Source organism: Orrella dioscoreae (assembly GCF_900089455.2).
Taxonomy (GTDB): Bacteria; Pseudomonadota; Gammaproteobacteria; order Burkholderiales; family Burkholderiaceae_B; genus Orrella; species Orrella dioscoreae.
This window is the reverse complement of sequence record NZ_LT907988.1, coordinates 4,513,253-4,535,973: the sequence shown is the minus strand read 5'-3', so window position 1 is coordinate 4,535,973 and position 22,721 is coordinate 4,513,253. Positions and strand designations below refer to the sequence as shown.

Below are 22,721 nucleotides of genomic sequence, written 5' to 3'. Positions count from 1 at the left end.
CCTCCAATCACCGTTGTCCATCATTTGGACAAGCGGCGGGAGAGCCGGGAGACAGCCATGCCGACAAGAGATCCGTCCGCCGGCGAGACCGCCGGCAGCCTGCCCCGCACGCTGCGGCGCGGCCTGCAGGTGCTGGGCGCCCTGCGCCAAGCCGGGCCGGAAGGCCTGCACGTGGTCGAGGTCGCGCACGCCACGGGCCTGCAACGGCCCACGGTGTATCGCTACCTGGACGTCCTGGTCGAAGAGGGGTATGCGCAGCGCGATCCGCGCACGAAGCGCTTCGGCATCGCCATGGACTGGGCGCCGCAGCCCGATGCGCACGGGCATGCGGTGAGGCGCCTGCAGCCGGTGCTGCGGCACATCAGCGACATCACCGGCGACTCCGCCTTCCTGATCTGCCGTGCGGGCAGCGATTCGCTGTGCCTGCACCGCGAGGTGGGCAACTATGCCCTGCAGGTGCTGTCGGTCACCATCGGCCACAGGCAGCCGCTGGGCGTGGGCGCGGCGGGCCTGGCCCTGCTGGCAGCCTTGCCGCCGAACGAGGCCAGCGAACTGATCGCGCAGAACGACAAGGCCTTGCGCGCCTACGGCGGCATGACCGCCGCGCAGATGCATCGCCTGGTGGACAACACGCGTGACCGCGGCTGGTCGGTGGTGGGGAATTCGGCGGTGCCGGGCGCGCTGGGCGTGGGCGTGCCGGTGCTGGATGAGCGGGGTTATCCGGTGCTGGCCATCAGCACGTGCACGATGATCGACCGCATCCCCGCCAGCCGCCAGCGGCAGATCGCGGAGCAGATGCGGGTGGCGGTGGCCCGGGTGAGTGCCTGAACCGGAGGCAATCCGGCCCAGGTCTTGGTGCGGCGGCTACAGCGCCGGATGGCGCAGGTGCCAGTCCGTCACGTCCTGCAGGGCCACGCCGATCTCCAGCACGGCCGATTCGTCGGCGGGCTTGCCGTAGAGCTGCACGGCAAGCGGCAGGCCGTCCGCGAAGCCGGCGGGCAGGGCCAGGGCGCAGGCGCCCAGGAAGTTGGCGGGCCGCGTATAGATGGACAGCGCCGTGGAAGATTCATCCAGGCCTTCCAGCGGCGCCGCCGTGATGGGCAGGCCCGGCATCAGCAGCGCATCGGTGTCGCGCATCCAGTCCAGCCAGGTGTCGCACGCATGGCGGTGCGCGATCTGCAGGCGCAGGTAGTCGCGCGCGCTGGCCGATTCCGCGGCCAGCATGCGTTGCCGCACGGCGTTGCCCATGGGCGTGGACGCATCGCGCACCACGGCGTCGTACAGCGAATAGCCTTCGCAGGAAATGATCTGCCCGACGCAGTCCATCATGTGGCGCAGGTCGAAGGGCAGGGGGCGTTCATGCACGGTCGCGCCCAGCCCGCGCAGGTGCGCGGCCGTTTCCGCATAGGCCTGCGCGAAGGCGGGCGCCAGGGCGTGGGGCAGGCTGCCCAGCGCAATCGTGGTGATGACCTTGCCCGACAGCGGGCGCGGCAGTCCCGGCGCGCGGCGTGCCACGATGGGCGGCTGGGGCGTGTGCAGCGTGCGGGGGTCCTTCGGGTCGGCGCCCGCCATGACGCCTGCCAGCAGCGCCGCGTCCCAGGCTGATCGGGCCATGGGACCCAGCGTGTCCAGCGTGTGGCACAGGTCCACGCAGCCGGCCAGGCTGACGCGGCCGGCGCTGAGCTTCAGGCCGGTGATGCCGTTGAGCATGGACGGCGTGCGGATGGACCCGCCCGTGTCGGAGCCGATGGCCGCGGCGGCCAGTCCCGCGGCCACGGCCACCCCCGACCCGCTGGACGAACCGCCGGGCACGCGGTGCACGGCGGCGTCCCAGGGGTTGCGGGGGGTGCCCAGCAAGGGGTTCACACCCCAGGCGCCGAACGCGTATTCCACCATCTGGGCGTGCCCCAGGATCACGGCGCCCGCCCCGAGCAGTTTCTCCATGGCCGTGGCCGTGGTGGCCGCGGTCTGGCCCGCCAGGGTGCGGGACCCGGCGGTCAGCGGCCTGCCGGCCAGCCCGCACAGGTCCTTCACCGCCAGCGGGATGCCGTCCAGCGGGCCCAGGGCCAGGCCCATGCCGCGACGGGTGTCGGCGGCCTCGGCCTGGCGCAGGGCGTCCTCGGAATAGACCGCGACGTAGGCGTTCAACGTGTCGTTGTAACGCTCGATACGGTCCAGGTAGGCGCGGGTCAGCGCCCGCGCGCTCAGCTTGCCCTGCGCGAGCAGGCCGGAGAGTTGCTCGATGGGGTGGAATACGGCGTCGTTCATGCTGTTCTCGTGGCTCGCTTCAACGTTGGTTCCAGGCCGGGATCGGATAAATCGGCTTGCCGGTGGCCACGTCCGCCGGGTACAGCGGCACCATGCCCTTGCCGGGTTGCAGCTGCACGACCGGGAAAGGCATCTGCAATTGCTTGCCGTGCGCGTCGATCTCGTAGGGGCCTGCCATCACCGTCAGCTTGCCGGACAGGTCCAGCGCGGCCTGCTTCATCCTGGCCGGGTCGGTGGATTGGGCCTTCTGGATGATGGCTTCGGTGACCACGCCCGCGCCGTAGGCCAGCGCCGTCTGGAAGTCGGGCGCGAATTCGGCCTTGGGGAAGAGGCGCTCGTAGGCCTTGGCGAACTGCGCGCGGTCCAGCCCGGCATTGACCTTCCAGTTGATGGCCGGGTCGTAGTTGGTGTTGCTGAAGATGTAGTCCCCGTCCTTGCCGATGGCCTGGAATTGCGGCGTCGAGGCGTAGAACATGAAGGTGTACGGGAAGTTGATGTTCAACTGCTTCATCTGGCGGGCGATGCTGATCAGGTCGCCTTCATACGAGGTGGGGAAGAACACGTCCGCCCCGGCCGCGCGCACCTTCTGCAGCAGCGTACTGAAGTCCTTCTGGCCCTTGGGATAGCGCTCGAACAGCACGACCTCCAGGCCGCTCTTCTCGGCCTGGTCCCTGCCGCCGGTGGCGAGCGCGGTGGGGAAGGGCTCGTCCGAATAGATGATGGCGACCTTCTTGCCGCCCACCTGCCTGGCATGCTGCATGGGCAGGCGCAGTTGCAGCGAGGCCGGCATCTGCGTGCCGGACACCACGTACTTGAAGCCTTGGTCGTACAGCGGGTCGCTGGAGGCGGACCAGATCATCAGGAACTTGCCCAGGCGCTCGGTGACCGTGGCGGCAGCGGCCGTCAGGGTCGAGCCGAAGGGGGCGAAGACCATGTCCACCTTTTCGTTGCTGACCAGGCCTTCATAGACCCGGGTGACCATCTGCTTGTCGCTGCGGTCATCGCGCTTGACCAGTTCGACGCGGCGCTTCTTGCCGTCGATCTCGATGCCGCCGCGGCTGTTCACGTCATCCACCCAGACTTCGACGCCGCGCACGCCGGATTGCGACGCCAGGGCGAAGGTGCCGGTGGACGATACGGTCATGCCGATGCGCAGGGGCGGGGCCTCCTGCGCGGTGGCGGGCGCCAGGGCGCCGGCGCCCAGTGCGAGCGTTGCCAGGGTGATGCCAAGTTTCTTGAATGTCAGTCCGTGCAAAAGCATGGTTGTCTCCCCCATCGATGGGTGGTGGTTGGTATTGGCAAGGCGGGGTGCCGCTACTATTACGGCGTGATCTGGGTCCGCCTGTCGAATAGCATATACCAAATATTTATAGGTTGAGCATGACGCCAAAACTGAATTTCAAGCAGATCGAGATGCTATGGACGGTCGTGACCTCCGGTTCGATCAGCGCCGCCGCCAAGCAGCTCGACGTGACCCAGCCGGCCGTCAGCCGGATGCTGGCGCAGACCGAGGCCCAGGTGGGGGTCGCGCTTTTCGAGCGGATACGGGGACGGCTGCGCCCGGCCAAGGCGTTGAATGACCTGCTGCCCGAGATCGACCGCGCCCAGAAGGCGCTGCAGCGCGTCAACGACATGACCCGCGCGCTGGTCGACTCCCGGGGTGGCGTGCTCAAGGTGGCGTCCAATCCCAGCCTCAGCACGCACGTGATGCCCCGGGCGCTGGCGGCGTTCCGGGAGCGCTATCCGGGCACCTTCCTGCGCTTCCAGACCGAGACGACCATCCAGGAGGTCGCCGAGAAGCTGCTGAGCGGAGAGGTCGATACGGCGGTGCTCACGATCCCGGCGGAGCATCCTTTCCTGACCAGCCAGACCCTGTGCGAGGGGCGGCTGGTGGCGGTCATTCCCACGGCCTATGAAGTGTCGCGCAAGCGCCACGTTTCGCTGGCCGACCTGGTGGATTTCCCGCAGATCGTGGTGGGCGAGCGTCTGCATTTCGGCATGGTGGCGGCCAACGCCTTTGCGCGCGCGGGCCTGGCGCCGAAGGTGATGGCCGATGTGCCTACCTCGCACCTGGCCTGCGCCCTGGCGAACACCGGCATGGGCTATGCCATCGTCGACGAGTTTTCCGTGGCGGAAAACATCTGGCCGCAACTGAGGGTCGTGCCCATCGACGAGCCGCTGCCTCTGCGCATGCTGCTGGTGCATGCGGCAGACCGGCCGCTCTCCGAGGTCGCCAAGCGCTTCGCGCAGGTGTTGCGTGGCCTGTACCGCAACGAGTGAAATTTCAGGTTTCCAGGGTTTTTACCAGTAATCGTTAACTTGAATTTATAGGTTTGCCGGGCGCATACTGCCGCTACCCATACAAGTGACCGCCAACGGTCCGACCTGGAGTGAGACAGATGCAAAGGCAAGCCTTGGACGCGGCGGCGTACGCCAGCCAGCGTCAGCAAGACCAAGGGGTGGACCGGCTGCGATATCGCATCGCGGCAGGTCTGTTCGTGGTGCTGGTCGTCGCCATGGCCCTGGTGCCCATGGTCTCGAGCAACGCCAGTTTCGCGTTCTACCTGATGCTGTGGATCGCCATGGCCACGGGCATGAACATCTGCGTGGGCTTCACGGGCTACCTGCCCTTCGGCTACGTGGTGTTCTACGGCGTCGGCGCCTATGCGACCGGCATTTGTTACCGGGTGCTGGAACTGCCCATCTTCCCGTCGCTGCTGGCGGCGGGCGCGGCCGGGGTGCTGATCGCACTGCTGATGGCGCCCACGCTGCGCTTGAAGGGGGTGTACTTCGGCATTGTCAGCCTGGGCCTGGCCACCATCGTGCGCCTGCTCATCGCCAACCTGCCCGATCACTACACGGGCGGCAGCATGGGCCTCATCCTGGCCAGCGCCAACAACCCCCTGCACAGCTTCTACGCCATGCTGGCCATCATGGCGGGCGCGCTGGCGCTCGTGCTGTGGCTGTCACGCTCGCGCTTGGGGCGGCAGCTGCGCGCCATCAAGGACGACGCTGGGGCGGCGGCCTGCGTGGGCATCGACGTGCCGCGTGTGCGCCTGAAGGCCTGGCTGCTGGCCGCGCTCATTCCCGCGCTGGTGGGCGGCGTGGAGGCCTGGTACACCAACGTGGTCGACCCGGAATACTCCTTCCATGTGCTGGTCACGGCCAAGAGCATCATCTACGGCATGGCGGGCGGCTTCGGCACGATCCTCGGGCCGGTCGTGGGCACCATCGCGCTTTACGGCGTCGACCACTTCATCTGGGAGCGCTTCCCTCTCCTGAACCTGCTGCTGCTGGGCCTGGTCATCATCGGCCTGATGCTCTTCCTGCCGCGCGGCGTGGTGGGCAGCCTGCTCAAGCACAAGCCGCAACTGCGCCGCTACATCGCCTGAGGGGAAACGCCATGAATGCATTGTTGATACAGGGGCTGCTCAACGGCCTCATCCTGGGCGCGCTCTATGGCCTGGTCGGCCTGGGCCTGAACATCATCTACGGCGTGTTGCGCGTCGTGAACTTCGCGCATGGGGAGTTCCTGGTGCTGGGCGCCTACTTCGCGTGGGTGCTGCTGTCGGTCTTCGGCATCAATCCCTTCGTTGCGCTGCCCTTGGCCTTCATCAGCTTTTTCATCCTGGGCTACGGCTTGTATTTCCTGCTGGTGCCGCGCATGGCCAAGTCGGACGATCCCGAGACCAGTTCCCTGCTGCTGATGTTCGGCGTGTCGATCTCGCTGGGCGCGGCCATGCTGCTGTGCTTCGAGGCGGACGCCCGCACGCTGGACGTGGCCGTCGAGCCGGTCTTCCTGTCCTTCGGCGAGATCATCCTGCCGACCATCCGCCTGATCGCGCTGGGCATCGCGCTGCTGCTGGTGGCCGCGCTCACCTTCTTCCTGTACCGCACCCAGGTGGGCAAGGCGCTGCGCGCCATCATCATGAACCGCGACGCGGTGAGCATCGTCGGCATCAACGCCAAGCGCCTGTCGGCGGTGGCCTTCGGCCTGGGCATCGGCCTGGCCGCGGCCACCGGCGTCATCATCGGCATGGTCTTCCCCTCGTTCAGCCCCTTCATGGGCAATGACTACACGCTGATCGGCTTCGTGGTGATCGTGCTGGGCGGCCTGGGGCACCCCATCGGCGCCCTGGTCGGCGCGCTGCTCTACGGCATCACCGAGCAGGTGGCGGTGGTCTACATGAATCCGTCCATGGCCACGGCGCTGGGTTTCCTGCTGATGGTCGCCATGATCTTCATTCGTCCCTCGGGACTGCTGGGCCAGCGTCAGCTGAGCTGAAAAGGAGAGCGACATGCTGGCGGTACGTGATCTCAAGAAACGCTTCGGCGGGCTGCAGGCCCTGCGAGGCATAGACCTGGACGTGCCCGACCGCACGATCCTGGGCGTGATAGGCATGAACGGTTCGGGCAAGACCACGATGCTCAATTGCATCAACGGCATCTACCGCGCCGATTCAGGCTCCATCCAACTGGCGGGGGAACCGCTCATCGGGCGCGAGGTGCACCAGGTGGCGGCGCTGGGAATAGGACGCACCTTCCAGGTGCCAAGAGTCTTCCAGCGCATGACGCTGATGGAGAACATGGATGTCGCGCAGGTGGGCGCCAGGGCCAGCGAAGCCGAACGCGACGACCTGTCCGCCTATTGGCTGGACAAGGTCGGCCTGCTGCGGCTGCGCCACAACTACGCGGAGGAGTTGTCGGGCGGCCAGCAGAAGCTGGTGGAGCTGGCCCGCATCATGGTGGCCAAGCCCAGGCTCATCCTGCTGGACGAGCCCTTCGCGGGCGTGAACCCCGAGCTGGCCAGGATGCTGATCGGTCTCATCGCCGAGATCCCCGTCGAGCATGGCTGCTCGGTCGTGCTGGTCTCGCACGACCTGACCTCGATCTACCAGCTCTCGCACCACATCATCGTCATGAACGAAGGGGCCATCCTGACCCAGGGCAACGCCGACACGGTGCGGTCCGATCCGGCGGTCATCGAAGCCTATCTCGGAGCGTAGTCACATGGACGCCGTCCTGACCCTGAACGAAGTGACCGTGGCCTACCACGGCGACATCACCATCCTGAACCGCGTCAACGTGTCGGCGCGCAAGGGCTGCGTGACCGGCATCATCGGCCCCAATGGCGCGGGGAAGTCCACCGTGCTGAAGACCATGTTCGGCTTCCTGCCGCTGCGCCACGGCAACATCGTGCTGAACGGCCAGGACATCAGCCGCGATCCCGCCAACCGCCGGGCGGGGCAGGGCGTGGCCTATGTGCCGCAAAGCCGCAGCCTCTTCGCCGACCTGTCGGTGGAGGACAACCTGCTGCTGGGCTGCTGGCCGTTCCGCGGCGACCGCGCGCGCGTGCGCCGCCAGATCGACTCGGTCTATGCGCGCTTCCCCATCCTGGCGGAAAAACGCCGCGATCCGGTCTCCAGCATGAGCGGCGGCCAGCAGCGTTTCGTGGAGTTCGGCCGCGCGCTGCTCATCGAGCCCTCGGTCATCCTGCTGGACGAGCCCACCGCCATGCTGGCGCCCAAGATATCGAAGGAGATCTACACCTTTGTGCGGGGCCTGGCCGACGAAGGCATGACGGTGGTGCTGGTGGACCAGAACGTGCGCCGCTGCGCCGAGGTCTCGGACTATCTCTACATCCTGGAGCTGGGCCGCAACAAGGCCGAGGGTGACCGCCAGGCCTTCGCGGAAGGCTCGGGCCTGCGTGACATGGTGGCGACCTGGATGGACTACAAGATCGATTGATCCCGCGGTCCGCCAGGGCGGAGCGTGCCTGGCGTCAGCCCAGCACGCAGTCCAGCTTCCCGGGCGCGGCCAGCCGCAGCGTAAAGGTGCGCAGCTCATCGCGGCGGAAGGCGTGGAGGGTCACCGCCTGGCCCGGCTGGTAGCGCTGCAGCACGGTGTCCAGGTTGCCGGCGTCGACCTTCAGGCCATCGATGGCCACCAGCACGTCGCCGGCCGACAGCCCGGCGCGATGCGCCGCGCCGTTCTCATGGACGGTTGCCAGCGCCAGCGTATCGCCCTGCTTGCGGGTGCGCGCGTCCAGTCCAGGCAGCGCCGAGCCGGCCTTCCATCTGACCGGCACGCCCTGCGCCGGCAGCAGCGTATCCAGCGGCACATCCGCCACGCCTTCGACGTAGCGGCGCAGGAAGTCCGACACGTCCACGCCGGTGGCGTCGTGCACCAATGCAGCCATGCCATCCTCGGGCACGCCCAGCTGCGCGCCGCCGCGGCCGTCCGCGGTGCGATAGAAGTCCCGCCCATGCCTGCGCCACATCAGGCGCATCACGTCATCAAGCGACTGCCGGTTGCCGGTGGCCTGTCGGATCGTCAGGTCCAGGCCCAGCGCCACCAGCGAGCCCTTGGTGTAGTAGCTCACCAGCGCATTGGGCGAATTCTCGTCCTGCTTGTAATAGCGCGTCCAGGCGTCGTGCGAGCTCTGCGCCACCGACTGCTTGTGGCGGCCCGGCGCGCGTGCCACGCCGCCGATCGTCTTGCCGACGAGGCCCAGGTAGTCCGCGCGGTCGATGACGCCCGCGCGCAGCAGCATGAGGTCGTCGTAATACGAGGTGAAGCCTTCGAACACCCACAGCAGGCGCGTGTGGGCGGGGGCGGACAGGTCGTAGGGCGCGAACGCGGCGGGCTTGATGCGCTTGACGTGCCAGGTGTGGAAGTATTCGTGGCTGACCAGTCCCAGGAAGGTGCGATACCCCTCGCTCTGCCCGGCCTGGCCGCGTGCCGGCAGGTCCTTGCGCGAGGCCATCAGCGCGGTCGAGGCGCGGTGCTCCAGTCCGCCATAGGCGTCGCCCGTGACCTGCGTCATGAACACGTAGCGCGTGGCGCTGTCCAGGAAGGGCGCGCGCTTCGTGCGAGGTTCGAAGAAGGCGATCTGCGCTTCGCAGATGCGCCTGGTGTCTTCGGCGATGCGGGCCAGGTCCAGGTTGGGGATCTCGCCGGTGAAGACCATCTCATGTTCGGCGCCGTGCGCGGTGAAGCGCACGACTTGCGGCGTGCCCATTTCCACGGGGTGGTCGATGAGCGCATCGTAGTCGGGCGCGGCGTACAGGCCGAAGCCGTGCCGCCGCGCCGCGCCGGCCATCCCCCGGGCCTCGGGCAGGCTGGTGTAGACCTTCCAGCCCTGGATGCCGACGGGCTCGGCGATGTCCAGCAGGCAGGGCTGGTCTTCCTGGCCTTCCACGCGCAGGAAGACGCTGGTGCCGTTGAAGAAGCCGTGGGTGTCGTCCAGGTGCGCGCCGCGCACCGACAGGTCCCAGGCATAGACGGTGTAGGCCAAGGTGAGCGGTCCGCGGCAGGGCGCCGCCGTCCAGCCGTGGTCGCCGTGCTTCGTCAGCGCCACGGCGCGGGTGCCGGCGCGCGCCGAGATCGTCTCGACCTGGCGGGAGAAGTCGCGGATCAGGTAGCTGCCGGGTATCCATGCCGGCAGCGTGAAGCGCTGCCCGGCCGGGTCGGGCGCGTCGACCGTCAGGGTGATGCGATAGCGGTGGCCCGCCGGATCGGCGGGCTGCAGGCGATACAGTAGTGCGGGTGTCGGTTTCATGGCCTAATCTTAAGCCTTAAGCCAAGTCCTTCCTGTTCCGCACTCGCTCCATCCCGACCATTCCCCCCAAGAGGAGACATCCATGTCCGAGTCCCTGGTGCTGGCCGAAACCCGCGGCCGCGTCGCCCTGCTGACCCTGAACCGCCCCAAGGCGCTCAACGCGCTCAACGATGCCTTGATGAACGAGCTGGGGGAAGCCCTGCTGAAGTACGACGCCGATGACTCGGTGGGCGTCATCGTCATCACCGGCAGCGAGAAGGCCTTCGCGGCGGGCGCGGACATCACCGCGATGAAAGACTGGTCCTATATGGACGTCTATCGCAGCGATTTCATCACCCGCAACTGGGAAACCCTGCGGCGCGTGCGCAAGCCCGTCATTGCCGCCGTGGCCGGCTATGCCCTGGGCGGCGGTTGCGAATTGGCGATGATGTGTGACATCGTGATCGCCGCCGACACCGCCAAGTTCGGTCAGCCGGAGATCAAGCTGGGCCTCATCCCCGGCTCGGGCGGCACGCAGCGCCTGCCGCGGGCGGTGGGCAAGGCGAAGGCCATGGACCTGGTCCTGACGGCGCGCACGATGGACGCCGCCGAGGCCGAGCGCTCGGGCCTGGTATCGCGCGTGGTGGCGGCCGACAAGTTGCTGGACGAAGCGCTGGAAGCCGCCACGATCATTGCCGGCATGTCCTTGCCGTCGGTGTTGATGGCCAAGGAAAGCGTCAACCGCGCCTATGAGTCGTCGCTTGCCGAGGGCGTGCTGTTCGAGCGCCGCGTGTTCCATTCGCTCTTCGCCACCGAGGACAAGACCGAGGGCACGACCGCCTTCGTCGAGAAGCGCAAGCCCGACTTCAAGCACCGCTGAACCTATCCGCAACATGGCGCTGAAAGCCCCGTGCGGCAGGCTGCACGGGGCTTTCAGCTTGATACGTTTGCGCTATACCTTGTTGCAGGCTCTTTGAATATTCTGGCTTGGCAATCCGAGGGCGATGACAGGGCGCCATGTCTTGAGCATGGCAGGAGAACGTCATATGTCCGCGCAATGACAAACACTAGGAGCCTTACATGCGTGAATCCATCTTTTCGCGGACCTGGGCCGCAGCGGTACTTGCCGGTGCCTTCAGCCTGAGCGCCATCACAGCCGTGCACGGCCAGCAACCGACCCCGAGCTTGCGCCTGGTGTCCGAGACCCCGGCTCCCAGCGCCCAGCCGCAGATCGCGCCCGTGGCTCCGATGTCCGCGCAGGAACTGCGTGAAATCTCGATCGACGCCTACGTCTACGCCTATCCGCTGGTCCTGCAGGAAGTGACGCGCCGCATTGCCACCAGCGGCAGCGCCACCGGTGACGGCCGCGCGCCGGTCAACCAGTTCGGCCACAAGATCGCGTTCCCGTCGGCCGACACGCCGCATGCCGCCTGGCCCAACTTCGACCTGTTGTACTCGAACCTGTGGTTCGACGTGTCGCGCGAGCCTATCTTCGTTCGCATTCCCGACACCGGCGGACGCTATTACTTCGCGCCCATCTTCGACGCGTGGACTGACCAGTTCGCCTCGCTGGGCCCGCGCACCACGGGTGGCGGCGAGCAGCAGGTGCTGATCGTTGGGCCGCAATGGCAAGGCCAGGCGCCCGCCAACGTGACCGTCTTGCGCAGCCCCACCAACGTGGGCTGGTTGAGCGTGCGCATCCAGGCCAACGCCCGTGACGACATCGCCGCGGTCAACCAGCTGCAGTCCTCGCTGACCGCCACGCCCTACAGCCAATGGGCAGGCGCGCAGCCGCAGCCCGCGCCGGGCTTCGATGCGCAGGGCCGCCGCCTGCCGCCCAATGCCATGCAGGGCCACGGTGGCGCGGCCTGGACGCCCCAGCCCTTGCCGCCCGCGCAGCAGCCGCAACCCGTCTGGGATACCAAGACGCCCGCCGCCGAGCAGGTTGCGCGCATGGATGCCAACACCTTCTTCACCATCTTCGCCGAAGCGGCGCGCATCAATCCGCCGCACGCCAATGACTATCCGATGCTGGAGCGCCTGCGCCGCATCGGCCTGGATCCTCATGGCACCGTGCCGTTCGCGAACCTGAATCCCCAGGTGCAGGAGTCGCTGGCGCTGTCCGCGCCGCTGGCGGGTGAGCGCATCCATACGGCCGTGAGCCGTGCCGGCGTGAACGCGAACGGCTGGCGCACCGTGCTGCATGGCATCGGCACCTATGGCACCGACTACACCCAGCGCGCGGCCATTGCCTATGCCGGCCTGGGCGCCAACACGGTCGACGACGCGCTCTATCCCGTCGCGCACGTCGATTCCGACGGCGAGATGCTGCGTGGCGACGAGGACTACGTCCTGCATTTCAAGAAGGACGAGCTCCCGCCCGTCAACGCCTTCTGGTCGCTGAACCTGTACAACGCGGAAAACGGCTACACCCGCAACGAGGCCAACCGCCACTCCATCGGCAGCCGTGATGCGCTGCGCTACAACCCGGATGGCTCGCTGACGATCTACATCAGCCATGACGCGCCGCGTGGCGAGCGCCGTGCCAACTGGCTGCCTTCGCCCAAGGAAGGTGCGTTCTCGCTGAACCTGCGCCTGTACTGGCCGCGCGCCGAGGCCGTGGATGGCAAGTGGGTGCCGCCCGTGGTGCGCCGCGACTGATCTCCGAGCAGAGACTGCCCGGCCCCGCGTTCGCGGGCCTGGGCTTTACAACGGCGCCTTCGGGCGCCGTTTTTTGCGTTCGGCACCCGGAAAATGCGTCAGGGTAAGCCCGCATAGACCCGTCCCTTTTTGGCTGTGCCGCGGCGGACCCAGGCAGGGTGCGGTGTCGCGCCAGGGCGCGCCCCTGTTGGGATTCCGCGATTTGCCTGTCAAAAAACATTCACGCTATACTTATTTGGTTTGTCGCTTGCGGGAAAAGAACGTGGCAATGCCTGGACAAAGTCCTGGCGCGATGCCGGAAGCAGGGCTGGGCGGCATGCGCGCCAATCAAGTCAATGTGGTCGGGACCTCGGGTCAGGCAGCCGGTGCCGGTAACGGTCATGGCAAGCCAGGCGTGGTCCTGAGCGCGGGCGAGCGCGCTGCCGTGGCAGCCAGGGCTAAGCGGGATCTGCTTCGCACCATCTTCGCCCAGGGTCTCATGGCGCTCGTTGCGGCGCTGGTGGCCTGGGGGGTGGCGGGACCGGCGGCAGGTGTGTCGGCACTGGCGGGCGCGGGGGCGTATTTCATCCCCAATGCCTGTTTCGGGCTGCGCCTGTTGCTGGATATCTACCGGCCGGGTGGTGCAAATCCTTTTACGTTCTTGTTCGGCGAAGTTCTCAAACTCGGTCTGACAGTGTTGCTGCTCTGGGCGATAGTCCGCGTGGGCGGCGACCACATCGTGTGGCCAGCCCTGCTCGTGGGGCTGCTCTGCGCACTGAAGGGCTACGTACTATTACTGATGTTCCGCAAGCTGTCATAGGCGGGCGGCAGAATATCCAAGCAACATGACCGGGACGCGCCGCGCGCCCCGGTGACCAGCAAAGTCTCGGGGTAGGGAATCAATGGCTGCTGCAAGCGACGTATCGCCTCAGTCCTATTACATTCAGCACCACTTGGTGCACTTGAACAATATCGGCGAGAAGCAAGGCTCCATCGCCCAGTTCGAGGTCATCAACTACGACTCCATCTTCTGGTCGTTGGCGATGGGTTTCATCGTCGTGTTCGTGCTCTGGCGTGCTGCTCGCAGCGCAACCGCCGGCGTGCCGGGCCGTTTCCAGGCTTTCGTCGAAACCCTCGTCGAGATGGTAGACACGCAAGCCCGCAGTATTGTTCCCAGCGAGGCGACCCGTCGCTTCGTCGCGCCCCTGGCGCTGACCGTGTTCCTGTGGATCGTTCTGATGAACGCCCTTGACCTGGTCCCCGTCGACCTGATGCCGCGCATCTTCTCCTGGACCGGCCTGGGCGCCGAGCACGGCGACCCCTTCTATTACCACCGCATTCTTCCGACCGCCGACCTGAACGTGCCGATGGGCATGTCGCTGGGCGTGCTGCTCCTGATGTTCTATTACGGCATCAAGATCAAGAGCCCGGGCGGCTTTGTCAAGGAACTCTTTACCGCGCCGTTCCATGCGCATGGCTTCACCGCCGTCCTGCTGGCTCCCGCGAACTTCATGCTCAACCTGGTCGAATACGCGGCCAAATCCGTCTCCCTCGGCATGCGGCTGTTCGGCAACATGTTCGCGGGCGAACTCGTCTTCATGCTGATCGCCCTGCTGGGTGGCGCATGGACGGGCATGAACGGCATGAGCGTGGGTCTTGGTATCGGCCATATCCTGGCCGGCTCCATTTGGGCGATCTTCCACATCATGATCGTCCTGCTGCAAGCGTTCATCTTCATGATGCTGACGCTGGTGTACATCGGCCAAGCGCACGAAGGACACTGAATACCCGCGCCGTTCCCCCGGCGCACCCCTCTTCACTTTCTTTTCTGACATTCAGATTCTTAACCAAGGAGTTGTCATGACCAACGTTGCTTTCGTTGCTCTCGCTTGCGCTTTCATCATCGGCCTGGGCGCCATCGGCGCTTGCATCGGTATCGCCATCATGGGCGGCAAGTACCTGGAGGCTTCGGCCCGCCAGCCTGAGCTGATGAACGCGCTGCAAACCAAGATGTTCCTGCTGGCTGGCCTGATCGACGCCGCCTTCCTGATCGGCGTGGGTATCGCCATGCTGTTCGCCTTCGCCAATCCTTTCGTCTGATTGCGCGTTGCCCGCCAGTTCGTGGCGGGACTTGAAGCCGGATGGCGGACCCCCGGCGGGTCCGCGCCATCCGGAAAAATATTGGTGCCACGCGGTGTGTAACGCGCCGCGGGCTGCAGGGTTTAAAGGAATACGACCGTGAATCTGAACGCGACAATCTTCTTTCAGATGCTCGTGTTCTTCGTCCTGGGTTGGTTCACGATGAAATTCGTGTGGCCGCCGCTGACGAAGGCGATGGATGAGCGCCGCCAGAAAATCGCCGACGGGCTGGCCGCCTCCGAAAAGGGCAAGGCCGACCTGGCTCAGGCGCAGGCGCGCATCAGCCTGATTGAGGCATCCGCCAAGTCCGAGACGCACACGCGTATCGCCGACGCTGAAAAGCAGGCCGCTCAACTGATCGATGCCGCCCGCCGCGAAGCCGAAGCCGAGCGTGCTCGTATCCAGGCGCAGGCGCGCCAGGACGCCGAACAGGAAGTGCAACGCGTGCGCGATCAACTGCGCGAAGACGTGGCTGCACTGGCCGTCAAGGGCGCCGAGCAGATCCTCAAGCGCGAGGTCGACGCCCGCGCCCACGCCGAGCTGCTCAGCCAGCTCAAGGCCCAGCTCTAATCGGAAACGTCATGGCTGAACTTTCGACTGTTGCCCGCCCGTACGCCGAAGCGCTGTTCGGCGCCGCGCGCAACGACCAGGCCACCAGCCTGGCCGGCTGGAGCTCCCTGCTGGCCGATCTGGCCCAGGTCGCGGCCAATCCCGAGGTGGGCGCCGTCCTGTCCGACCCGCGCCTGAACCAGGCCCAGCGGGTCGACCTCTTCCTCAGCCTGATCAAGGCGACGTTGCCCCAGGCTGCCCGTAACTTCGTCGAACTGCTGGTGCAGAACGACCGCCTGCTGCTCCTGCCCGAGATCGCCAGCCAGTTCGACGTGCTGAAGAACCGGCACGAAGGCGTCGCCGTGGCCGAGATCGCCAGCGCGTTCGCGCTGTCGGACGAGCAGGTCGCTGAATTGGTGGCCGGGCTCGAGAAGAAGTTCGGCCGCAAGTTGAAGCCCGAGGTCAGTCTCGACGCGTCGCTCATCGGCGGCGTGCGGGTCACCGTGGGTGATCAGGTGCTCGATACTTCCGTGCAGGCCCAATTGGCGCGCATGCGCGACACGCTGGCGGCGTAAGGCCAGATAACAGGATTCCAGGAGTCTGAACATGCAACTCAATCCGTCCGAGATCAGCGAACTGCTGAAAAGCCGCATCGAAGGCATCGGCGCTTCGACCGATATCCGTACCCAAGGCACGGTCGTCTCCGTGACCGACGGCATCACCCGCATCCACGGCCTGTCCGACGTGATGCAGGGCGAAATGCTTGAATTCCCCAACAACATCTTCGGCCTGGCCCTGAACCTCGAGCGCGACTCTGTCGGCGCCGTGATCCTGGGTGACTACACCGGCATTTCGGAAGGCGACGCCGTCAAGACGACCGGCCGCATCCTGGAAGTGCCCGTGGGTCCCGAACTGCGCGGCCGCGTGCTGAACGCGCTGGGCACTCCCATCGACGGCAAGGGCCCGCTGAACGCGACCCAGACCGACGTGATCGAGAAGGTCGCCCCGGGCGTGATCGCCCGTCAATCGGTGTCGCAGCCCCTGCAGACCGGTATCAAGGCCATCGACGCCATGGTGCCTATCGGCCGTGGCCAGCGCGAGCTGATCATTGGCGACCGCCAGACCGGCAAGACCGCCGTTGCCGTCGACACCATCATCAGCCAGAAGGGCAAGAACGTCACCTGCGTGTACGTCGCCATCGGCCAGAAGGCGTCGACGATCAACAACGTGGTGCGCAAGCTCGAAGAGCACGGCGCCATGGAATACACCATCATCGTGGCTGCCTCGGCGTCGGATCCCGCCGCCATGCAGTACCTGTCGGCCTACTCCGGCTGCACGATGGGCGAATACTTCCGCGATCGCGGCGAAGACGCCCTGATCATCTATGACGATCTGACCAAGCAAGCCTGGGCCTATCGCCAGGTGTCGCTGCTGCTGCGCCGCCCGCCCGGCCGCGAAGCCTACCCCGGCGACGTGTTCTACCTGCATTCGCGTCTGCTCGAGCGTGCCGCGCGCGTCAACGAAGAGTACGTCGAGAAGTTCACGAACGGCGCCGTCAAGGGCAAGACCGGTTCGCTGACGGCCCTGCCGATCATCGAAACGCAAGCCGGTGACGTGTCGGCCTTCGTGGCCACCAACGTGATCTCGATCACCGACGGTCAGATCTTCCTGGAATCGGACCTGTTCAACGCGGGTGTGCGTCCCGCCATCAACGCCGGTATCTCGGTGTCGCGCGTCGGTGGCGCCGCCCAGACCAAGGTCGTCAAGAAGCTGTCCGGCGGTATCCGTACCGACCTGGCCCAGTACCGTGAACTGGCGGCTTTCGCCCAGTTCGCCTCGGACCTCGACGAATCGACCCGTCGCCAGCTCGAGCGCGGCAAGCGCGTGGTGGAGCTGCTGAAGCAGCCCCAGTACCAGCCGCTGCAAGTCTGGGAACTGGCTGTCACCCTGTATGCCGTCAACAACGGCTACCTGGACGACATCGAGGTTTCGCAGATCCTGGGCTTCGAGAAGGCGCTGAAGGATCACCTGAAGGCCAAGCACGCTGCTCTGATCCAGCGCATCGAGGACACGAAGGAACTGTCCAAGGATGACGACGTCGAGCTGGCGAGCACGATCCAGGAATTCAAGAAGCACGGTGCTTTTTAAGGCATTTTGACTGGTCTGGCGGGGTGGGGCGCTTGACGCGCCGTCCCGCCTAGCGGGCCCGCCTCGGCCCTGGCCCGCCCGGCCGTCTCAACAGGAAGCGCAATGCCCGGAATCAAGGAAATCCGAACCAAGATCAAGAGCGTGCAAAACACGCGCAAGATCACCAAGGCGATGGAAATGGTGGCTGCATCCAAAATGCGCAAGGCGCAGGATCGGATGCGGGCCAGCCGTCCGTACGCCACCAAGGTGCGCGAGATCGCAGCTCACCTGATGCAGGCCAATCCCGAGTACAGCCATCCCTACCTGGCGGCGCATGCCGAACAGCCCAAGGCGGTGGGTGTGGTCGTGGTCACGACCGACAAGGGTCTGTGCGGCGGCCTGAACACCAACGTCTCGCGCGTGCTGCTGAACAAGCTGAAGGAATTCCAAGAGCGCGGCATCGAGGTCCAGACCACGGCCTTTGGCAACAAGGGCTTGAGCCTGCTGACGCGCCTGGGCAGCAACCTGGTCTCGCAGGAAGTGGGCCTGGGCGACAAGCCCAACCTCGAGCGCCTGCTGGGCGCGCTGAAGGTGCAGCTCGACGCTTTCCTGGAAGGCCGTATCGACGCGCTGTACATCGCGACGACGCGCTTCGTGAACACCATGCGCCAGGAGCCCGTGTTCCTGCGCCTGCTGCCCCTGCCGGACGGCCTGGAAGATCCGTTCCAGAGCGGCCTGAAGAAGGCAGAGGCTGAAGGCGAGGAAGTGAAGGCCAGCTACAGCTGGGACTACATCTACGAGCCCGATGCCAAGACCGTCATCGACGAGCTGCTGCAGCGCTACGTCGAGGGCCTGGTGTTCCAGGCGGTCGCCGAGAACATGGCGTCCGAACAGTCCGCGCGGATGGTGGCCATGAAGGCCGCTTCCGACAATGCCAAGAAAGTCATCGGCGACCTCCAGCTGGTCTACAACAAGACCCGCCAGGCAGCCATTACGAAAGAAATCTCCGAAATCGTGGGGGGCGCCGCAGCCGTTTGATGTCCCTGGACATCAGCAGCCGCAGCATTCCGTCAGACAGTTATCAAGCAAGGAATCGACATGAGCAAGGGAACCATCGTTCAGTGCATCGGCGCCGTGGTGGACATTCAGTTTCCCCGCGATCAGATGCCCAAGATCTACGCCGCGCTGACGCTGGCAGATGACACCTCGGCCGTGGCCGAGAAGGGCCTGACGTTTGAAGTGCAGCAACAGCTGGGCGATGGCGTGGTGCGTACCATCGCCATGGGCTCGTCCGACGGCCTGCGCCGCGGCATGGCTGTCACCAACACCGGCGCGCCGATCTCGGTGCCCGTCGGTACGGCCACCCTGGGCCGCATCATGGACGTGCTGGGTCGCCCGATCGACGAAGCCGGCCCCATCGCCACCGAAGAGCGCCGCGCGATCCACCAGGACGCCCCCGCCTTCGACGAGCTGTCGCCCTCGGTCGAACTGCTCGAAACCGGCATCAAGGTGATCGACCTGGTCTGCCCCTTCGCGAAGGGCGGCAAGGTTGGCCTGTTCGGCGGCGCCGGCGTGGGCAAGACCGTGAACATGCTGGAACTGATCAACAACATCGCCAAGGAACACAGCGGTCTGTCCGTGTTCGCTGGCGTGGGTGAGCGTACCCGCGAAGGCAACGACTTCTATCACGAAATGTCGGAAGCCGGCGTCATCAAGCTGGACAACCTGTCCGAGTCGAAGGTGGCGATGGTCTTCGGCCAGATGAACGAGCCCCCGGGCAACCGCCTGCGCGTCGCGCTGTCGGGCCTGACGATGGCCGAGAAGTTCCGTGACGAAGGCCGTGACATCCTGTTCTTCGTCGACAACATCTACCGCTACACGCTGGCCGGTACCGAAGTGTCGGCCCTGCTGGGCCGCATGCCTTCCGCCGTGGGCTACCAGCCCACCCTGGCCGAGGAAATGGGCCGCCTGCAAGAGCGCATCACGTCGACCAAGACCGGCTCGATCACCTCGATCCAGGCCGTGTACGTCCCCGCGGATGACTTGACCGACCCGTCGCCTGCCACGACCTTCCAGCATTTGGACTCGACCGTCGTGCTGTCGCGTGACATCGCCGCGCTGGGTATCTACCCCGCCGTGGATCCGCTGGATTCCACCAGCCGCCAGCTCGACCCGCAAGTCGTGGGTGAAGAGCACTACGCCGTCGCCCGTGGCGTGCAGCAGACGCTGCAGCGCTACAAGGAACTGCGCGACATCATCGCGATTCTGGGCATGGACGAACTGTCGCCGGAAGACAAGCAGGCCGTGGCCCGCGCGCGCAAGATCCAGCGCTTCCTGTCGCAGCCCTTCCACGTCGCCGAAGTGTTCACCGGCGCCCCCGGCAAGTACGTGCCGCTGGCCGAAACCATTCGTGGCTTCAAGATGATCGTGGAAGGCGAGTGCGATGCGCTGCCGGAACAGGCCTTCTACATGGTCGGTTCGATCGACGAAGCCTTCGAAAAGGCCAAGAAACTGCAATAAGGATTTCCCATCATGGCTACCCTGCATGTCGATGTCGTCAGCGCCGAAGAGTCCATCTTCGCTGGCGAAGCCACGTTCGTGGCACTGCCGGGTGAAGCGGGTGAACTGGGCATCCTGCCCGGCCACACGCCGCTGATCTCGCGGATCCGTCCTGGCACGGTGAAGATTGTCCGGGCCGACAACGGCCAGGAAGAAAGCGTCTTCGTCGCCGGCGGCATCCTGGAAGTGCAGCCGGGCAGCGTGACGGTGTTGTCCGACACCGCCATCCGCGCGGCTGACCTGGACGAAGCCAAGGCCGTGGCCGCGCGCGAGCGCGCCCAGGAAGCCTTGAGCAAGGCCACCGACAAGGCGACCATCGCCGCTGTCGAGGCCGAGCTGGCCATGCTGGCCGCGCAGACCTTGGCGGCCCGCAAGGCCTCCGAATCCGGCCGCTCGCACCACTGAGTATTGCCGTGCGGTACCGGCGCGTTCGCGCGCCGGCGCAGGACACAGGAAACCCACCCTTCGCGGTGGGTTTTCCGTTTTCTGTTTTCCGTTTTCCGTTTCCTGCCTGTGTCCTTGCCCTGCGGGCAGCCATCCGTGTTTCCCGTGTCGCGTCTTTCCCGCATGGCCGAGCCCCTGGGGTGGCGGTAGCCTGCATGGGCACGCAACATCAAGGGAGCGAAGATGCGGCAGGTGATCGATTGCGCGGTGCTATGGGCGCCCGGGCAGGAAGGCTGGGTGAAGGACTGGATGGCGCGCCGCGAGCACGCCTTGCCCAGGGCAAGGCTGCTGTCCCTGCCGCTGGCTGCCCAGGCGCCCGATGGACCGGCGCCGGACGCCCTCTGGCGGCTGCAGCAGGTGTTGCGCAGGTATGACCTGGCCATCCTGCCGGTGGCGCCCGAACAGCTCGCCTGGAGCCGCATGGCGCTTTCGGCGGCGGAAGGCATGCTTCCGGTGCCCTTGCTGGGGTTGGCCCACGGCTTGCGTGCCGCGGCCATCCAGGACCTGCTGGGCCTGGGGCTGAGCGATTTCGTCAGGGTCGAGCTGGAGGGAGACGACCTCGGCTTGCGGCTGGCCTGTGTGGCGCGGCGCAAGGATGCATTGGCTGCAGGCGCTCTTGCCGGATGTGACGGGGCCGTGCGCCCCGCAACTGCCCGGTCATCGCTCGGCAACGACGCGGCGGGGAAGTCTTCCCCGGGCTGGGCGCCGGGGCTGGCGGAACCCGACATGCCCTACGCGCTGGCATCCAGGGCAAGCCTGCCGTCCACCGAAGAAACCCTGTCGTTTCGTGCCGCCAAAAGTCGCGTGGTGGCTGCTTTCGAGCACGATTACCTGAGCCGGGCCTTGCGCCGCTCGGGTGGCAACATCGCGATGGCGGCGCGCCAGGCCAGCAAGCACCGGCGGGCATTCTGGGGGTTGATGCGCAAGCATCGGATCGACGCCGCGGCCTTCAGGACCGAGGGCGCAACGGTGGAAGACGACGAGCTTGGCTGAGGGCTTGCGTTGCGTCAGGGCAGGAAGGGCCGCGGCGGGTAAAATCGACGTTTCGCCCGCAGAAGGATGCCCGTGTCCGCTCCCGACCTGAAGAATGACGTCTTCCTGCGCGCGCTGTCGCGCGCGCCGGTGCCCTATACCCCGCTCTGGCTCATGCGCCAGGCAGGACGCTATCTCCCCGAATACAACGCCACGCGTGCGCGCGCCGGCTCTTTCCTGCGCCTGGCCAAGAACCCGGACTACGCCTGTGAGGTCACGCTGCAGCCCCTGGCGCGCTACGACCTCGACGCCGCCATCCTGTTCTCGGACATCCTAACGGTGCCTGATGCCATGGGCCTCGGCCTGGATTTCGTGGCAGGCGAGGGCCCCCGTTTCGCCCATCCCGTGCGCAATGAAGCCGACGTGGCCAAGCTGGCCGTGCCCGAGCTGGACAGCCTGCAGTACGTCTTCGACGCCGTCAGCCTCATCCGCCGTGAACTCGGCGGCAAGGTGCCCCTGATCGGTTTTGCCGGCAGTCCCTGGACCATCGCCTGCTACATGGTCGAAGGCAAGGGCAGCGACGATTATCGCCAGATCAAGACCATGCTGTACGCCAGGCCCGACCTGCTGCACCGCATGTTGGAAATCAACGCCGAAACCACGGCGCGCTACCTGAACGCGCAGATCGAAGCCGGCGCCCAGGCTGCCATGATCTTCGACAGCTGGGGGGGCGTGCTGGCCGATGGCCTGTTCCAGCAGTTCTCGCTGGCCTACACCCAGCGCGTGGTAGACAAGCTGATCCGCGAGCGCGAAGGGCGCCGCGTGCCCGTCATCGTGTTCACGAAGGGCGGGGGCATCTGGCTGGAACAGATCGCCGCCATCGGCTGCGATGCCGTCGGCCTGGATTGGACGGTGGACCTGGGCGCCGCGCGCCGCCGGGTACAGGACCGGGTGGCGCTGCAGGGCAACCTGGACCCCATGGCACTGTTCGGCGGCGAAGCCGCTGTGCGCGCCGAAGCCCGCCGCGTGCTGGACGCTTTCGGTCCGGTGGGTCAGGGCGGTCACGTCTTCAACCTGGGCCATGGCATTTCCCAGTACACGCCGCCGGAGGCGGTTGCCGCGCTGGTGGACGAGGTCCACCACTACAGCGCGGGGCTGCATGCCTGAGGTAAGTGGTCGCTCCCGTCGGAAATGCTGCCCAGGCGGGCTGCACCCCTGAGCACTTGTGCACAGGAAATTGCAATTCAGGGAATACCCCACACAGAAGAGAGCGGAGATCTGAATGCAGTCGTAAGTCATTGATGTGAAATGATTAAGTCTATATTCAGAAAGTGTTTTTGACCTGCCGCATAAGCTGTGTTATTTCCCTTCAGCACTTGTTCAATGCCTTTTCCCCAAAGTTATCCACAGGCTGGCGGGAAAAGGTTTTGCTAGCCCCGATCTAACAATCTCTTAGGGCGAACTCCGAGAATCCACTTTAAGT

22 protein-coding genes are annotated in these 22,721 nt (G+C 65.9%); 19 read left to right on the top strand and 3 right to left on the bottom strand.

Features of this window, described 5'->3' with window-relative positions:
- Positions 1–57 precede the first annotated feature (57 nt).
- The gene (locus ODI_RS20755) at positions 58–828 is read left to right on the top strand and encodes an IclR family transcriptional regulator (protein ID WP_067757205.1); all 771 of its coding nucleotides are present in this window, start codon (positions 58–60) and stop codon (positions 826–828) included.
- A 36-nt stretch (positions 829–864) separates the two neighbouring features.
- Here ODI_RS20755 and ODI_RS20750 read toward each other — a convergent pair whose 3' ends face one another.
- The gene (locus ODI_RS20750; protein ID WP_067757203.1) at positions 865–2,268 is read right to left on the bottom strand and encodes an amidase; all 1,404 of its coding nucleotides are present in this window, start codon (positions 2,266–2,268) and stop codon (positions 865–867) included.
- Positions 2,269–2,287: 19 nt separating this feature from the next.
- Entirely contained in the window at positions 2,288–3,529 is a 1,242-nt protein-coding gene (locus tag ODI_RS20745) for an amino acid ABC transporter substrate-binding protein (RefSeq protein WP_067757200.1), read from the bottom strand.
- A gap of 119 nt (positions 3,530–3,648) precedes the next feature.
- Between ODI_RS20745 and ODI_RS20740 the strand changes: the two genes are divergently transcribed.
- The 5 genes from ODI_RS20740 (at position 3,649) to ODI_RS20720 (ending at position 8,016) form a co-directional block, all read left to right on the top strand.
- Positions 3,649–4,548: a LysR family transcriptional regulator gene (locus ODI_RS20740; protein WP_067757197.1), complete on the top strand. Its 900-nt coding sequence runs from the start codon at positions 3,649–3,651 to the stop codon at positions 4,546–4,548.
- A gap of 119 nt (positions 4,549–4,667) precedes the next feature.
- Positions 4,668–5,660, top strand: a complete 993-nt coding sequence (locus ODI_RS20735; RefSeq protein ID WP_067757194.1) for a branched-chain amino acid ABC transporter permease — start codon at positions 4,668–4,670, stop codon at positions 5,658–5,660.
- Positions 5,661–5,671: 11 nt separating this feature from the next.
- Positions 5,672–6,553, top strand: coding sequence for a branched-chain amino acid ABC transporter permease (locus ODI_RS20730; protein ID WP_067757191.1), 882 nt, complete (start codon positions 5,672–5,674; stop codon positions 6,551–6,553).
- 13 nt (positions 6,554–6,566) lie between these two features.
- Positions 6,567–7,274 (top strand): ABC transporter ATP-binding protein, encoded by a 708-nt coding sequence (locus ODI_RS20725; RefSeq protein ID WP_067757188.1) that lies wholly within the window; start codon positions 6,567–6,569, stop codon positions 7,272–7,274.
- A gap of 4 nt (positions 7,275–7,278) precedes the next feature.
- The gene (locus ODI_RS20720; protein ID WP_067757185.1) at positions 7,279–8,016 is read left to right on the top strand and encodes a branched-chain amino acid ABC transporter ATP-binding protein; all 738 of its coding nucleotides are present in this window, start codon (positions 7,279–7,281) and stop codon (positions 8,014–8,016) included.
- 34 nt (positions 8,017–8,050) lie between these two features.
- Here the strand turns inward: ODI_RS20720 and ODI_RS20715 are convergent, their stop codons facing one another.
- Entirely contained in the window at positions 8,051–9,829 is a 1,779-nt protein-coding gene (locus ODI_RS20715; RefSeq protein ID WP_067757182.1) for a M61 family metallopeptidase, read from the bottom strand.
- An 82-nt stretch (positions 9,830–9,911) separates the two neighbouring features.
- Between ODI_RS20715 and ODI_RS20710 the strand changes: the two genes are divergently transcribed.
- The 13 genes from ODI_RS20710 to hemE all read left to right on the top strand — a co-directional run bounded on the left by ODI_RS20710 (position 9,912) and on the right by hemE (position 22,405).
- Positions 9,912–10,688 carry an enoyl-CoA hydratase gene (locus ODI_RS20710; RefSeq protein ID WP_067757179.1) on the top strand — a complete coding sequence of 259 codons (777 nt, stop codon included), beginning with the start codon at positions 9,912–9,914 and terminating at the stop codon, positions 10,686–10,688.
- A gap of 200 nt (positions 10,689–10,888) precedes the next feature.
- A complete protein-coding gene (locus ODI_RS20705) occupies positions 10,889–12,469 on the top strand; it encodes a DUF1254 domain-containing protein (RefSeq protein ID WP_067757176.1) in 1,581 nt (526 codons plus the stop codon).
- A gap of 187 nt (positions 12,470–12,656) precedes the next feature.
- Positions 12,657–13,268 carry an ATP synthase subunit I gene (locus ODI_RS20700; RefSeq protein ID WP_331716307.1) on the top strand — a complete coding sequence of 204 codons (612 nt, stop codon included), beginning with the start codon at positions 12,657–12,659 and terminating at the stop codon, positions 13,266–13,268.
- Positions 13,269–13,350: 82 nt separating this feature from the next.
- Positions 13,351–14,232, top strand: coding sequence for a F0F1 ATP synthase subunit A (gene atpB, locus ODI_RS20695; RefSeq protein WP_067757170.1), 882 nt, complete (start codon positions 13,351–13,353; stop codon positions 14,230–14,232).
- 76 nt (positions 14,233–14,308) lie between these two features.
- Complete coding sequence (atpE, locus tag ODI_RS20690) at positions 14,309–14,548, top strand: F0F1 ATP synthase subunit C (protein WP_067757166.1); 240 nt, start codon at positions 14,309–14,311, stop codon at positions 14,546–14,548.
- Positions 14,549–14,686: 138 nt separating this feature from the next.
- A complete protein-coding gene (locus ODI_RS20685; RefSeq protein WP_067757162.1) occupies positions 14,687–15,157 on the top strand; it encodes a F0F1 ATP synthase subunit B in 471 nt (156 codons plus the stop codon).
- Positions 15,158–15,168: 11 nt separating this feature from the next.
- Positions 15,169–15,711 carry a F0F1 ATP synthase subunit delta gene (locus tag ODI_RS20680; protein ID WP_067757159.1) on the top strand — a complete coding sequence of 181 codons (543 nt, stop codon included), beginning with the start codon at positions 15,169–15,171 and terminating at the stop codon, positions 15,709–15,711.
- A gap of 31 nt (positions 15,712–15,742) precedes the next feature.
- Positions 15,743–17,284: a F0F1 ATP synthase subunit alpha gene (gene atpA, locus ODI_RS20675; protein WP_067757156.1), complete on the top strand. Its 1,542-nt coding sequence runs from the start codon at positions 15,743–15,745 to the stop codon at positions 17,282–17,284.
- A 102-nt stretch (positions 17,285–17,386) separates the two neighbouring features.
- Positions 17,387–18,301 (top strand): F0F1 ATP synthase subunit gamma, encoded by a 915-nt coding sequence (gene atpG / locus ODI_RS20670; RefSeq protein ID WP_067757153.1) that lies wholly within the window; start codon positions 17,387–17,389, stop codon positions 18,299–18,301.
- Between the two features lie 60 nt (positions 18,302–18,361).
- Positions 18,362–19,783 (top strand): F0F1 ATP synthase subunit beta, encoded by a 1,422-nt coding sequence (gene atpD / locus ODI_RS20665; RefSeq protein WP_067757150.1) that lies wholly within the window; start codon positions 18,362–18,364, stop codon positions 19,781–19,783.
- Positions 19,784–19,795: 12 nt separating this feature from the next.
- Positions 19,796–20,227, top strand: a complete 432-nt coding sequence (locus ODI_RS20660; protein WP_067757147.1) for a F0F1 ATP synthase subunit epsilon — start codon at positions 19,796–19,798, stop codon at positions 20,225–20,227.
- Between the two features lie 222 nt (positions 20,228–20,449).
- Positions 20,450–21,259, top strand: coding sequence for a hypothetical protein (locus tag ODI_RS20655; RefSeq protein ID WP_082985426.1), 810 nt, complete (start codon positions 20,450–20,452; stop codon positions 21,257–21,259).
- Between the two features lie 72 nt (positions 21,260–21,331).
- Positions 21,332–22,405, top strand: a complete 1,074-nt coding sequence (gene hemE / locus ODI_RS20650) for a uroporphyrinogen decarboxylase (RefSeq protein WP_067757779.1) — start codon at positions 21,332–21,334, stop codon at positions 22,403–22,405.
- Positions 22,406–22,721 lie beyond the last annotated feature (316 nt).